The sequence below is a fragment of the Subtercola frigoramans genome, from assembly GCF_016907385.1.
Taxonomy (GTDB): Bacteria; Actinomycetota; Actinomycetes; order Actinomycetales; family Microbacteriaceae; genus Subtercola; species Subtercola frigoramans.
Map to the genome: position 1 here is coordinate 3,363,415 of NZ_JAFBBU010000001.1, position 12,624 is coordinate 3,376,038.

At 66.4% G+C, this 12,624-nt stretch carries 12 protein-coding genes; 8 read left to right on the forward strand and 4 right to left on the reverse strand.

Annotated features, from left to right (window positions below; translation table 11 throughout):
- Together JOE66_RS15565 and JOE66_RS15570 are read left to right on the forward strand one after the other, a co-directional pair.
- The gene (locus JOE66_RS15565; RefSeq protein ID WP_307827238.1) at positions 1–1,257 is read left to right on the forward strand and encodes a M20 family metallo-hydrolase; all 1,257 of its coding nucleotides are present in this window, start codon (positions 1–3) and stop codon (positions 1,255–1,257) included.
- Positions 1,254–1,862 carry a UbiX family flavin prenyltransferase gene (locus JOE66_RS15570; RefSeq protein WP_205110989.1) on the forward strand — a complete coding sequence of 203 codons (609 nt, stop codon included), beginning with the start codon at positions 1,254–1,256 and terminating at the stop codon, positions 1,860–1,862. The genes JOE66_RS15565 and JOE66_RS15570 overlap by 4 nt, the downstream gene beginning before the upstream one ends.
- A gap of 107 nt (positions 1,863–1,969) precedes the next feature.
- Here the strand turns inward: JOE66_RS15570 and JOE66_RS15575 are convergent, their stop codons facing one another.
- Positions 1,970–3,355, reverse strand: coding sequence for an O-acetylhomoserine aminocarboxypropyltransferase/cysteine synthase family protein (locus tag JOE66_RS15575; protein WP_205110991.1), 1,386 nt, complete (start codon positions 3,353–3,355; stop codon positions 1,970–1,972).
- A 99-nt stretch (positions 3,356–3,454) separates the two neighbouring features.
- On the opposite strand from JOE66_RS15575, the gene JOE66_RS15580 reads away from it, so the two are divergent.
- The 3 genes from JOE66_RS15580 (at position 3,455) to JOE66_RS15590 (ending at position 6,153) form a co-directional block, all read left to right on the forward strand.
- Complete coding sequence (locus JOE66_RS15580) at positions 3,455–4,780, forward strand: LLM class flavin-dependent oxidoreductase (RefSeq protein WP_205110993.1); 1,326 nt, start codon at positions 3,455–3,457, stop codon at positions 4,778–4,780.
- A gap of 240 nt (positions 4,781–5,020) precedes the next feature.
- Positions 5,021–5,563: an NADPH-dependent FMN reductase gene (locus JOE66_RS15585; RefSeq protein ID WP_205110995.1), complete on the forward strand. Its 543-nt coding sequence runs from the start codon at positions 5,021–5,023 to the stop codon at positions 5,561–5,563.
- A 29-nt stretch (positions 5,564–5,592) separates the two neighbouring features.
- Positions 5,593–6,153 (forward strand): flavin reductase family protein, encoded by a 561-nt coding sequence (locus JOE66_RS15590; RefSeq protein WP_205110997.1) that lies wholly within the window; start codon positions 5,593–5,595, stop codon positions 6,151–6,153.
- A 165-nt stretch (positions 6,154–6,318) separates the two neighbouring features.
- Here JOE66_RS15590 and JOE66_RS15595 read toward each other — a convergent pair whose 3' ends face one another.
- Positions 6,319–6,528: a hypothetical protein gene (locus JOE66_RS15595; protein WP_205110999.1), complete on the reverse strand. Its 210-nt coding sequence runs from the start codon at positions 6,526–6,528 to the stop codon at positions 6,319–6,321.
- 320 nt (positions 6,529–6,848) lie between these two features.
- On the opposite strand from JOE66_RS15595, the gene JOE66_RS15600 reads away from it, so the two are divergent.
- Together JOE66_RS15600 and JOE66_RS15605 are read left to right on the forward strand one after the other, a co-directional pair.
- The gene (locus JOE66_RS15600) at positions 6,849–7,583 is read left to right on the forward strand and encodes a potassium channel family protein (protein ID WP_205111001.1); all 735 of its coding nucleotides are present in this window, start codon (positions 6,849–6,851) and stop codon (positions 7,581–7,583) included.
- Positions 7,584–7,777: 194 nt separating this feature from the next.
- Positions 7,778–8,407 carry a hypothetical protein gene (locus JOE66_RS15605; RefSeq protein ID WP_205111003.1) on the forward strand — a complete coding sequence of 210 codons (630 nt, stop codon included), beginning with the start codon at positions 7,778–7,780 and terminating at the stop codon, positions 8,405–8,407.
- A 146-nt stretch (positions 8,408–8,553) separates the two neighbouring features.
- Here JOE66_RS15605 and JOE66_RS15610 read toward each other — a convergent pair whose 3' ends face one another.
- Together JOE66_RS15610 and JOE66_RS15615 are read right to left on the reverse strand one after the other, a co-directional pair.
- Positions 8,554–9,828: a saccharopine dehydrogenase family protein gene (locus tag JOE66_RS15610; protein ID WP_205111005.1), complete on the reverse strand. Its 1,275-nt coding sequence runs from the start codon at positions 9,826–9,828 to the stop codon at positions 8,554–8,556.
- Between the two features lie 116 nt (positions 9,829–9,944).
- The gene (locus tag JOE66_RS15615; protein WP_307827239.1) at positions 9,945–11,156 is read right to left on the reverse strand and encodes an ROK family protein; all 1,212 of its coding nucleotides are present in this window, start codon (positions 11,154–11,156) and stop codon (positions 9,945–9,947) included.
- 237 nt (positions 11,157–11,393) lie between these two features.
- Here JOE66_RS15615 and xylA point away from each other — a divergent pair, with 237 nt between their 5' ends.
- Positions 11,394–12,584, forward strand: coding sequence for a xylose isomerase (xylA, locus tag JOE66_RS15620; RefSeq protein WP_205111007.1), 1,191 nt, complete (start codon positions 11,394–11,396; stop codon positions 12,582–12,584).
- Positions 12,585–12,624: the final 40 nt, after the last annotated feature.

Consider the following 12,624-nt stretch of genomic DNA (forward strand, 5'->3'; position numbering starts at 1 on the left):
GTGCATGCGAAAAGAGTGAAGCACGATGACCTCAAACCAGACCTCGAGCGCCTCGGGCACGACCTCGAAGCCATTTCGGCGTTCACCGAGCCCGGCCACGACGGATGGACCCGCCGGGTGCTGAGCGACCCGTATCTCGCGTCGCGCGCGTTCGTGAGGCAGACGATGGTCGAGGCCGGTCTCGAGGTGCATACCGACGCGGCCGGCAACACGATCGGGATCCTCGAGGGGCGCACCCACGGCTCCGCCATCGCTTCGGGGTCGCACACAGACACCGTGGCCAGCGGCGGACGCTACGACGGCGTGGTCGGAGTGATGGGGGCGATCGAGACGGCCCGGCGGTTCCAGGAGACAGGTACCCGACTCGACCACGACTTCTACGTCATCGACTTCCTTGGCGAGGAGCCGAACGACTACGGCGTCAGCTGCGTCGGAAGTCGCGTCATCACCGGGGCGGTCACCCCGGAGTTCTTCGACAAGTCCAGCGCAGAGGGCGTGTCTCTCGGGCAGGAGTTCGAACGCCTCGGGTTCTCACCGGCCGCCATGCTCGACGCCGCCTGGCCCACCGGGCGCCTGGCCGGCTTTGTCGAACTGCACATCGAGCAGGGCCCCGTACTCGAGCGTTCCGGCACGCAGCTGGGTGTCGTGACGACCATCGCCGGTATCGAACGAGTTCTCGCAACATTCCTCGGTCGCCCAGACCACGCCGGCACTGCAGCCATGGCCGACCGCAAAGACGCCCTGGTCGCTGCCGCAGAGGCGATCCTGATGGTCGAGCAGATCGGATGCTCGGGGGAACACTCAGTCGCGACCGTCGGGTCGATCGATGTCGAGCCCGGCGCCCTGAATGTCGTTCCGTCACTCTCGCGGCTCTGGACGGAGCTGCGCAGTCCCTCTGCCGAGTGGCTCGGCACGGCACGGCGGCGCCTCCTCTCCGAGTTCACCGATCTGGCGGATCGCCGCGGCATCCAGGTCGATCTGGAGTGGCTGAACGACCAGGATCCCGTACACACCGCCCAGACTGTGCAGGACCTCATCGCCGGCACCAGCGACTCCCTCGGCTACAGCTGGCGTGCCATGCCGAGCGGCGCCGGCCACGACGCTGCACACATCGCCACCGTGACACCGACGGGCATGATCTTCGTACCCTCGCGTGGCGGGCGCAGCCACTGCCCGGAGGAATTCACCGAACTCGCCGACATCGGCATCGGGGTGCACGCCCTCGCCGCAACACTGCTCGAACTCGACGCCCGATGAACCCGCCCCCGAACGGTACTGCCCTGCCGGCCGCGCTTCCGGACGCCCTTCCCAAGATCATCGTCGCCATCTCCGGCGCCTCTGGAGCCATCTACGGCATCCGTCTTCTCGAGGCGATGCGAGAACACGGGCTGGCGGAATCCCATCTTGTGGTCAGTCGTTCTGGTCGCGCCACGATCACCTCCGAGACCGATTACTCCGTGCGCCAGGTGACTGAGCTGGCAGACGTCGTCTACGACAATGCCGACATGACCGCCGCGATCGCCAGCGGCTCGTTCCGCACAGCGGGGATGATCGTCGCACCGTGCAGCATGAAGACGCTCTCGGGCATAGCCAACAGTTACGACGAGACCCTCATCGTGCGAGCGGCAGACGTCTGCCTGAAGGAACGCCGCACCGTCGTCGCACTACTGAGGGAGACTCCCCTGCACCGTGGTCACCTGCGCATCATGTCAGAGGCCGCCGAGGCAGGGGCTCTCATCATGCCCCCCGTCCCTGCCTTCTACACGCGGCCTGCGACAGTCGAAGACATCGTGATGCACACGGTCGGCCGAACCCTCGACCTGCTCGGGCTCGAGATGCCTGGCGCGTCGCGCTGGGGGTGAACCCCCGTCTCTGCCTATTGGGGCGGCTGAAGCGTGACCGATGCAGCCCCGACGCCGTCGGATTCGTGGGGACGTGTCGCGTCATCTCGAGGCCGACACGAGGTGCGTCAGACGCGCAGTTCGCCCAGCACGCCGACCGCACAAGGGCTCCACGCGCCGACAGCGAATGCCTGCTGCGACAGCCGCAGCGCCGCGAACGCGGCCTCGAGGTCAGCGAGCAGGTCGACCTCGTCTTCGATACCGATCGACAGCCGTACCAGCCCCGGCCCGATGCCCAGCGCATCCCGCTGCTCGGCCGTCAGGTGCGCGTGCGAGGTGCTCGCCGGGTGCAGAATGAGCGACCGTACGTCACCCATGTGCGACATGCGGCTGAACAACTCAACGGAGTCGATGAGGATTCGCGCAGCATCCACACCGCCGCGCAGCGTGAAACCGAACACGGAACCGGTACCGCGCGGGTAGTACCGCACCGCGAGCGCGTGCGACGGGTTCGACGAAAGGCCCGGGTAGTCGACGCTCGACACCTCGGGTTGTGCCTCGAGCCAGGATGCCACGGCGAGGGCGTTGCGGCAGTGCCGCTCAACCCGCAGCGAGAGGGTCTCGAGGCCCTGCTGCAGCAGGAATGCGTTGAGCGGCGAGAGCACCGGGCCGAAACGCCCCGCGATGTTCGTGCGGGTGTACTCGAGGTACGCGGTTCTGCCGAACTTCTCGACCAACGTGGGGCTTCCCGGCCCGCCGATGGGCGTGGAGAACTGCGGGAACTTCGCAGGGTACAGCGACCAGTCGAACGTGCCTCCATCGACGACCACACCGGCCAGTGACGCGCCGTGCCCGCTCAGGAACTTGCTGGCCGAGTGCACCACGATGTGGGCACCGTGCTCGATCGGCCTGATCAGGTACGGGGTGGATGCTGTGCTGTCGATCACGAACGGCAGGCCCTCTTCGCGGGCGAACCGGCCGATGAGCTCGATGTCGATCAGGTCGTTCTTGGGGTTGGGAATGGTCTCGCCGTAGATGGCCCGCGTGTTCGGCCGAACCCTGCGCCGCCACTCGGCGAGATCGTGGGGGTCGTCGACGAACTCGACCTCGATGCCGAGCCGGGCGAAGTTCTCGCGAAACAGCGTCTTCGAACCTTCGTAGAGGCTCGGGGTGGAGAGGAAGTGGTCGCCCGACTGCAGAATCCCGAGCAGCGCGACGGTGATCGCTGCCTGCCCGCTGCTGACGAGCAGGGAGTCGGCGCCGCGCTCGAGAGCGGTGAGTTTCGCCTCGACGGCAGTGTTCGTCGGGTTCGCATACCGCGTATAGACCAGCCCGCCGTCTTCACCGGCGAAGCGCGCCTGGGCGTGGTCGAAGGAGTCGAAGACGAACCCGGCCGTGAGGTAGATCGGCGTGATGCGCGCGCCGAAATCGCCGTCGATGATCTCCCCTGCGTGCACCTGCTCGGTGCTGAAGCCGAAGTTGTCTTCGCCGTACGGCTGCTGGGTAGTGGTCATGGGGCAAAGGTACGGTCCCCGCGCCTTCGGCGGCCAGTCGCCGATTCATACAACGACACATTCGGGCACCGGGCAACGAACCTCGAACAGACTGGAGCCATGTCACGACTGCAACACTTCGGGTGGTTCTTCGGCCGCGGGTTCGGCCCGCAGGGCTGGGGGCGGCCCGACTACCGCTGGAACTACGCCTGGCAGCGCCCCGACGTCTACCAGCAATCGGCGCGCGAGCTGGAACAGGCCGGCTTCGACCTGCTGATCGCCGAAGATGCCCTCTCCCTCGGCTCGCCGCAGACACTGGGCCTGCGCGTGGATTCGGCCTACGGAGGCCCGAAGCACGACCCGCTGCTGCTTGCCCCCTACCTGTTCGCCGCAACGACACACCTCGGCATCACGCCGACGGTCAACGCTGGCGCCTACCCGCCGTACCTCGCCGCCCGTCAGTTCGCGACGCTGCAGCACCTCAGCAGCAACCGGTTCGGCATCAACGTCGTCACCGATGTGAAGAGCGCCCGGCACTTCGGCCTGCCCGAGCTCTCGCACGATGCCGCCTACGACCGCGCCGAGGAGTGGCTCGGCGTGATTCGACGGCTGTGGCACAGCTGGGGCGAGGGCACCTATCTGCACGATGTGGAGAGCGGCCGCTTCGCCGATGCCTCGCAGCTCGACGCGTTCGAGCATCGCGGTGAATACTTCGACCTCGACGGCCCACTCAACGCGCTACCGTTCGACGACGGCTCCGGCGACCCCGTCGTCGTCTCGCCCGGCGGTTCGGACCGCGGCCTCGCCTTCGCCGGCCGCCAGAGCGACGTGCAGCTCGCCCTCGCACCCCTCGACCCGGCACGCGTTCGGGCCTACCGGGAGAAGATCCACCAGGAAGCGCTGGGGCAGGGCCGCGACCCCCGCGACATCAGCGTTCTCTTCGTGATCAAGCCCGAGATCGTGAGCAGCGACGACGAGGTCGATCGCGTGGTGCGGGCCTCCGAGCATCCAACTGACGACGTGCTCATCGCGGTACTGGCCGCCCAATCGAGTGACCTCGAGACTGACCTCACCGTTCTCGATCTCGACCGGCCGATCGGGCCCGGCGTGTTCGCCCAGCACGTTTCGCAGGGCACGATCAACAACCTCGTGGGCGCCGCGGGAGACATCGAGACCGACACCCTGCGCCAGATTGCTACCCGCAAGGCGCGAAAAGGCCGCCTCGCCGACGGCTCGGGTCTCGTCGGCACGGCGTCCCAGTTCGCCGACTTCGTCGAGGGCCTGGGCGAATCGGCCGACAACGACGGCTTCATCATCAACGGCGACCTGCACCCCGTGACCCTGCACCGGATGCTCGATGAGACGGTGCCCGAACTACGCCGCCGGGGCATCCTGCGTACCTCGTTCGGTGGCGGGGGCCTGCGCGCGAACCTGCGGGACTTCTGATGCCGCCCGGCCGAACTGCGTTCACAGAGAAGACGATGCACGGCGCAATACAGCCGAAACATTCGCACGGCATACTGATAGGGCAACGTAAGCCGTTGCGGGCCCACCGGGCCACAAAATCTCGGTGGTGTGTGAGACACGTTGGTGTTTGCACGCACAGCTCGCCGCTCTTCGCGTCAGCTCCGTTGCATCTCTCCACCGTCGTCTCGAATTCTGTCAACACCAGATAAGTGAGTAAAGATGACGCTCAAAGTTTCGATCATTGTCGGAAACCCCAAACCGAAATCGCGCACCCTCAAGGTTGCCGAGACGCTTGTAGAGAAGCTTCTCGAACCCGGCAGCTACGAGACCACCGTGATCGATCTGGCCGACCACACCGACGAGATCTTCGCCTGGCCGAGTGAGAAGATGGCGGCCCTGAATGCCGGTGTCGCCTCCAGCGATCTCGCGGTGTTCGCGTCGCCCACGTACAAGGCGACGTACACCGGCCTGTTGAAGGCGTTCCTCGACCGATACCCGGCCAACGGTCTCGCGGGGGTGACGGCGATCCCGGTTCTCACCGGGGCCGACCTGACCCACTCGATGGGCCCGACGGTCAACCTCGCTCCCCTGCTCGTCGAACTGGGTGCCATCGTTCCCGGCCGCGGTTTCTACTTCGTCGCCGGCCAGATGGATCACCTCGATCAGATCGTGCAGGGTGCGGCCGACGAGTACGCCTCGAACCTGAGGCGACTGGCCGGCATTGCTTCGAGCCTGCAGCCCATCGATCATCCACGTACCTGACGTTGACCCACATCACTAAGGGAGACACCATGAACCAGAACATCGGTACCGCGATCGGCGACGAGATCGACGCGCGAGCCTTTCGCAACACCCTCGGGCACTATGCCTCGGGTATCACGATCATCGGCGGCCTCGAAGCCGTAGATGCAACGGATGATCGACCGGCCAGCACCGAACCTGTCGGGTTCACCTGCCAGTCGTTCTACAGCGTCTCGACCGAGCCGCCGCTGGTGTCGTTCAGCGTGATGCTGAACTCGACCACGTACCCGCGCATTCGCGCGACGGGCAAGTTCAGCGTGAACGTGCTCTCACACGAACAGCACGAGATCTCGAACCAGTTTGCGCGAAAGGGCACAGACAAGTGGGCCGGCATCGACTGGCTGCCGACCCGCGGGGGCAACCCGGTGATCATCGACACGCTCATGTGGCTCGACTGCGACATCTACGCCGAGTACGAGGCGGGCGACCACTACATCGTGATCGGCAAGGTCAACGAGATGAGCTCGGTCGACTGGCACACCGGCCAGCCGCTGCTGTACTTCAAGGGCCAGTACCGGCACCTGCGCGAGATCGACGTCGCCGCCAGCTGAGCCGCAGCGCGTTCTTCGAGCTGACGCGACACGCCCTTCACGCTGTCCCGGAAAGGCGTGTCGCGTCAGTTCGATGCCGAGCAGGAGGGCGTGTCAAAAGGTGCCCGTCTCGATCTGCCTCTGCACCGGATGATCGGGCCCAGCCCCGCGCAGGTCAGGCGCAGCTCAGCCGAGCTCGCGCTCCGTGATGTCGTCGGAGTGCACCGAGATCCACAGTTCTGCCGCGTGACGGTCGGGAAGTTGCTTCAGCAGCTTGCCGTTGACACTCTCCACCAGGAAGGGACGTTCTCCGTGGCCGTGCTCCTCTCGGATGTTGGCAACGTGCACGTCGCCGATCCAGATCTGTTCCGACTCTTTCGGGGTGTTTGACGTCATGAGGCAACGATACGCAGTCCGGGTGCGGCTTGGGTACTGGCTGTGGCCCCGAGATCGGTCCGGCCGTCGCACCCGCGGGGGTGCACGCACACCTGTCGGTGCGGGCCGCCGCGGCGCGGGCATCCATGACACCCGACCCTGCAGCCCTAGGGCGTGTCTCCCAACTCCGCGCCGGCTGCGCTGCGCGTCCCGGGGCGCCCTGCGGCGTACTCATCGTCGCCCGCACTTCCAGTGCGAACTCCTCTTCGGCCTTGCAGGCCACCTCGAGACGTGCTGCTCGCTTCGACCCGGAGTTGGGAGACACGCCCTAGAATCGCGGCATGGCGAAGCTACCCGACACCGAGCCGCAGGCGCGTTGGAACCGGCTCGCCACCTGGCCGCTGAACGCGGCGGCGATCCTCTTTCTCGTGGCGTTCAGCGTGAAGGTGATCGCGAACGTGCAGGGCACCGCAGAATCGGTGCTGCTGCTGCTGATGGGCGTGGCCTGGCTCGCCTTCACGGTGAACTATGTCGCGAACCTCGTGCTGGCCGGCCCGCACCGAAAGAGGTGGTTCCTCAAGAACTGGTATCAGCTGGTCATCACGGCCATTCCGGCGCTCAACCCGCTGCGGCTGTTGCGGCTCGTGAACATGGCGAACTTCTCGGGCGGCACGAAGGGCTCTGCGCTGCGGGGCCGGGTGGGCCTGTACGTCTCGTCGACGCTCGTGATGATCCTGTACGTCGGGGCCCTGATGGTTCTGGATGCTGAACAGAACGCCCCCGGAGCAACCATCGTGTCGATGGGTGACGCCATCTGGTGGGCGATCGTCACGGTGACAACGGTGGGCTACGGCGATTTTGTGCCGATCACCGTTCGCGGGCGAATCGTCGCGGCGGGCCTCATGCTCACCGGCGTCGGGGTGATCGGCACGATCACGGGTACCCTCGCCTCCTATCTGGCCGAGCGCACCCGCGCCACCGACAAGGAGTCGCACGCGGCGACGGCCCGGCAGGTCTCCGAGCTGAGCGCGCAGATCGCGTCGCTCGAGAAGGCGATCACCGACCGCGAGGCCTGAGGCCTAGGCCTCAGGCCTGAACCCTGGCCGCCTGAGCACCGGCGCCCGGTCCTGGGCCCTGGCCGCGCCCTGGTCCGATCATCCGCCGCCGTGTCCCCCTTAATGCCGCCTATACAGCAGTGCGCCGGTACTGGATGCTGGAGACCACACATCTTCGTGCCATGCCCTCGACCGACCGGCGGTGAACAGTGCTCATGACGTCGCAGCTCGTACATTCACGTACGCTCCGGCCGAGCGCCCAGCTGTTCATCCAATCGAGAACCGTCGCCGCCGCGAGCGCCCTGCCGGTCTTCGCTGCAATGCTGTGGTTTGCGATCCCGCGCGGTACCTGGCCCCGCGTGCTGGTCGCGATCGTCGTCGTCGCGGCGGCCTACCTCACGGCGATCTACCTGCTCTCCCGCGTGCGAATCGTGCTCGATCGTGACGGCATCACCGAGAACGGTTTCTTCGTGCACCAGCGCAGAATCTCGGCCAAGCGCATCGCGAGCGTCGTCATCGTGCGGGTCTACCGCGGCCAGTCCCTCGACACCGCCCAGCAGCTCTTCATCCTCGATGCCACGGGCGAACTGCTGCTCCGGATGCGCGGCCAATACTGGAGCGACGAGAACATCGGTGCGGTGGCGGGGGCCTACGGGGTGCCGGTTCGCCGGGCATCCGAGCCCATCAGCCGCGCCGAGTTGCGCGAGAACTACGCCGACGTGATCTTCTGGTTCGAGAAATGGCCATGGCTGAAGGCGCTCTGCCTTGTCGGGGCCATCGCTGCTCTGTCACTCGTGCTGATTGCGTTCATGTCTGTGGACGGGCTCGTCGCCGTCGCCGGCTGAGCCCTCTCGCCGGTTGAGTAGCCCGCACGGTGGGCCCACGCCGGATGCTTCCGGTGGGGAGTATCGAGACCCCACACCGAGCGACCCACCGAACAAGGCGGGTTTCGATACGGCGCGCTGCGCGGGCCTACTCAACCAGCGAGGGGTCAGACGGCTCTGTCTTCCAGGCCCCACTCCTGGCCGTAGCCGCCCTCGTCGATGGGCATCGCCATGAGTTCGAGGAACGGCAGGGCGTCGAACGCCTCGGGGCCGAGCACGCCGGTGCCCGTCCAGAGGCCGAGCGCCAGGAGTTCGAGCGCGATCACCGGATTCAACGCGGTCTGCCAGACGACGCACTGGGACTCGTACTCCGCCATCGTCCACTCGTTGTCGGCCACGTGGTACAGGTACACGTCGCGCGGGTAGCCGTCGACGCCGGTGCCCGTGACCCAGAGCCCGGCGCAGGTCTTGCCGGTCATCCGTGGGCCCAGGGTCGCCGGGTCAGGCAGGCCGGCCGCGACGACATCTCGCGGGGCGACCTCGACGGGGCCGTTCGCCGAACGCACGCGCACGGGGGCCGTCTTGTCGAGACCGAGTTGGTGCAGCGTCTTCAGAATGCCGATGAACTCGTTACCGAGGCCGTATTTGAAGGTGACGCGCTTGGCGTCGACCCAGCGGGGCATGAGCAGCACTTCTTCGTGTTCGACGTTGACACACTCGACGGGACCAATGCCATCTGGAAAGTCGAAGATCTCGGGCTCGCTGAACGGCGGGGTGGTGAACCAGCCGCGATCCTTCTCCCAGATGACGGGAGGGTTCAGGCACTCTTCGATCGTCGTCCAGATGCTGAAGCTCGGGGCGAAGATCTCGTTGCCGTCGTCATCGCGAACGACGAGGTTCGCGCCGTCGCGGGTGCCGAGCTCGTCGATCTCGCTGAACAGGTGGTCGGCGGCGTAGCGTGCGAAGACATCGGAGAGGCCGGGCTCGACGCCCATGCCGACGAGCGCGAGGATGCCCGCCTTCTCCCAGTCGGCGGCCTGGGCGAACTGGTCGTCGCCGAGCTTGATGCCGGTTTCGCTGTGCGGATCGGTGGGGTGCGGCTCAGAGAGGCTCATCGCCATGTCGAGGTAGTTGGCCCCTGCGGCGAGCGCACCGGCGAAGATGGTGGGCACGAACTTCGGCTCGACGGCGTTCATCACATGGGTCACCCCGTGCCGGCGGGCGACCTCGGCGACGCTGTCGGCGTTGGAGGCATCGATGCGGTCGGCGAGGAACTTCCCGCCGATCTCTGCGCCGTGACGTGCAGTGATCCACGCGACAGTGCGCTCGGCCCGCGCGAGGTCGTAGTCGGTGACGACGACGGTGTCGTAGAACGCGCGCCTGGCGGCGATCTTGGCGATCGAATCGCCGACTCCGCCGGCGCCCACAAGAAGAATCTTCATGCGCAGAGACTACAGCTCGCGCTGGAGCAGCGTACAACGCCGGTTGAGTAGGCGGCCCCGCCGTATCGAAACCTTCACTGCGTAAACCAGGTTGCGACACGGCCCGCCCAGCGGGCCTACTCAACCAGCGGGCTGGCAGCAGCCGGATCCCCGAGCAACCCCGCGAACACGATCTCTGCCGCGCCGACGGTGAGCAGCCGCGAGCGCAACTGCGCCCGCTCGATGCGCACGTCTTCACCCAGCGTGCCGACGGCGTTGGCCGCGACCGCCGCACGTAACCGCTCCGGGTTCGCCTCATACAGCGCCCCGAGCGATCCGCCCAGAATGAAGACCTGCGGGTTGAAGACGCTGATGAAGTTCCCGATGGCCAGCGCGAGCACGTCGAGCTGGCGATCGACCTCGGCCCGGGCATCCGGTGCGAGAGCCCCAGCCAGCACCGCGTCGAGCTCATCGGGACCGAGACCCTCACGCCCGAGAACGGCCAGCAGCCGGCCGAGGTTCACCTCAGTCTCGAGGCAGCCGATCTTTCCGCAGTGGCACCGGATGCCCGCACTGTTCACCAGCGTGTGACCCAGTTCGGCGGCGTACCCCTGCGCACCGCGCAACATCGACCCGCCGACCAGCACTCCACCGCCGATGCCGCTGGCACTGCCGTTGAGGTAGACGAGATCCTGAACACCCCGGCCGGCGCCGAACAGGCTCTCGGCGAGTGTCGCGAGGCCGGCGTCGTTCGCGATGCGCACGGGATAGCCGAGCGCGGCGGAGAACGGCTCGGCAACCTGAACGTCTTGCCAACCGAGGTGCGGCGCGAGCCTGACGGTGCCGTCACGCCCGTTCACGAGGCCGGGGATCGCCATGCCCACACCGACGACGCGGTACTGGGTGTCGAGTTCGGCCCGCATTCCCGCGATCACCGCGGTCACCACGTTGATCGTCTCGCGCACGCTCGGCACCGAGGCCGTTTCGAAGCGGATGCGCTTGTGCAGTTCACCGCCGAGCCCGACCAGGCCGATGGTGATGGCGTCGACGTCGGGGTTGATCGTGATCGCCGCGATCTTCTCATTCGCGTGCACGATCGGGCTGGGGCGGCCGACCAATCCGGAGTCGCTCGGCTCCGTCTCATAGGCGAGGCCGAGTTCGGCGAGCTCGGCCACCAGGGCGGCAATGGTGGAGCGGTTGAGCCCGGAGAGCCGAGTGAGCTGGGCGCGGGTCTGGGCTCCGCCGTGATGAAGCATGGTCAGGATGGTCGAGAGATTGTGGCGCCGCGTCTGGTCGTTGCTGTTGCCGACGCCGGCGGAGATGGGGCGCAACGAACCGGAGAGTGTCACGGCGTGGAATCCCTTCGCGAACGGTACGTGCGGGGCCAACGGGTGGAAGCGGGTATCGATCCACTTGTCACTTTGTTGATTCTACAAACATATACTGGTCAGCAGTCGCGATCCAAACTCGCGGCGGCGCTGGAGTACGCCAGGGGAGCAAATATCTTTTGACATCGAGGCCGAAGGGGGAATATGTTGGGCGTGGTAACTTTTTCTCGCCAACGATGCTGACTGGAGCACAACGGAATGTCTCTGACACCCACCCGCGCTGACAAATTCTCTTTCGGACTCTGGACGATCGGCTACAACGGCGCAGACCCGTTCGGCGGGCCGACCCGCGCCCCCCTCGATGTGGTCGAGGCCGTCACCCGTCTCAGCGAGCTCGGCGCCTACGGCCTGACGTTCCACGACGATGACCTCTTCGCATTCGGCTCGACCGACGCCGAACGTCAGAACCAGATCGACCGCCTGAAGGGCGCCCTCGCCGACACCGGGCTGATCATCCCGATGATCACCACCAACCTGTTCTCGGCCCCCGTCTTCAAAGACGGCGGCTTCACCTCGAACGACCGTGCCGTGCGCCGTTTCGCGCTGCGCAAGGTGCTGCGCAACATCGACCTCGCCGCAGAGCTCGGGGCGAAGACCTTCGTCATGTGGGGCGGGCGTGAGGGTGCGGAGTACGACGCGGCCAAAGACATCCGTTCGGCTCTCGAGCGCTACCGCGAAGCCGTGAACATGCTGGGCGACTACGTCACCGACAAGGGCTACGACATCCGCTTTGCGATCGAGCCGAAACCGAACGAACCGCGTGGTGACATTCTGCTGCCGACGGTCGGGCACGCGATGGCCTTCATCGAGACGCTCGAACGCCCCGAACTCGTCGGGGTGAACCCCGAGGTCGGGCACGAGCAGATGGCCGGGCTGAACTTCGCCGCGGGCATCGCGCAGGCGCTCTACCAGGGCAAGCTCTATCACATCGACCTCAACGGCCAGCGCGGCATCAAGTACGACCAGGACCTCGTGTTCGGCCACGGCGACCTCTACAACGCGTTCGCGCTCGTCGACCTCCTCGAGAACGGTTCGCCGGAAGGTGGGCCGGTCTACGACGGGCCGCGCCACTTCGACTACAAGCCGAGCCGCACCGAAGACATCACGGGCGTCTGGGATTCGGCCGCCGCCAACATGCGCACCTACCTGTTGCTCAAGGAGCGCGCGGCGTCGTTCCGCGCGGACCCCGAGGTGCAGGAGGCGCTGGCGTTCTCGAAGGTGACAGAGCTCGCCGAGCCCACGCTGGCCGCCGGTGAGTCATACACCGAGCTGCTCGCCGACCGCTCGGCCTACGAAGACTTCGACCCGACCCCGTACTACAACGGCAAGGGTTTCGGCTTCGTGCGCCTGCAGCAGCTCGCCCTCGAGCACCTCACGGGCGCTCGCTGAGTTGAATGCGAGCATCCGGTGGATGCTCGCTGCGCAGCGA

What these genes read in the sequence shown, in the direction of transcription:
- JOE66_RS15610 (WP_205111005.1), bottom strand. Translation starts at nt 9,828, where the DNA reads ATGAAGATTCTTCTTGTGGGCGCCGGCGGAGTCGGCGATTCGATCGCC.
- JOE66_RS15590 (WP_205110997.1), top strand. Translation starts at nt 5,593, where the DNA reads ATGAACCAGAACATCGGTACCGCGATCGGCGACGAGATCGACGCGCGA.
- JOE66_RS15595 (WP_205110999.1), bottom strand. Translation starts at nt 6,528, where the DNA reads ATGACGTCAAACACCCCGAAAGAGTCGGAACAGATCTGGATCGGCGAC.
- JOE66_RS15605 (WP_205111003.1), top strand. Translation starts at nt 7,778, where the DNA reads ATGACGTCGCAGCTCGTACATTCACGTACGCTCCGGCCGAGCGCCCAG.
- JOE66_RS15585 (WP_205110995.1), top strand. Translation starts at nt 5,021, where the DNA reads ATGACGCTCAAAGTTTCGATCATTGTCGGAAACCCCAAACCGAAATCG.
- JOE66_RS15600 (WP_205111001.1), top strand. Translation starts at nt 6,849, where the DNA reads ATGGCGAAGCTACCCGACACCGAGCCGCAGGCGCGTTGGAACCGGCTC.
- JOE66_RS15580 (WP_205110993.1), top strand. Translation starts at nt 3,455, where the DNA reads ATGTCACGACTGCAACACTTCGGGTGGTTCTTCGGCCGCGGGTTCGGC.
- JOE66_RS15570 (WP_205110989.1), top strand. Translation starts at nt 1,254, where the DNA reads ATGAACCCGCCCCCGAACGGTACTGCCCTGCCGGCCGCGCTTCCGGAC.
- xylA (WP_205111007.1), top strand. Translation starts at nt 11,394, where the DNA reads ATGTCTCTGACACCCACCCGCGCTGACAAATTCTCTTTCGGACTCTGG.
- JOE66_RS15575 (WP_205110991.1), bottom strand. Translation starts at nt 3,355, where the DNA reads ATGACCACTACCCAGCAGCCGTACGGCGAAGACAACTTCGGCTTCAGC.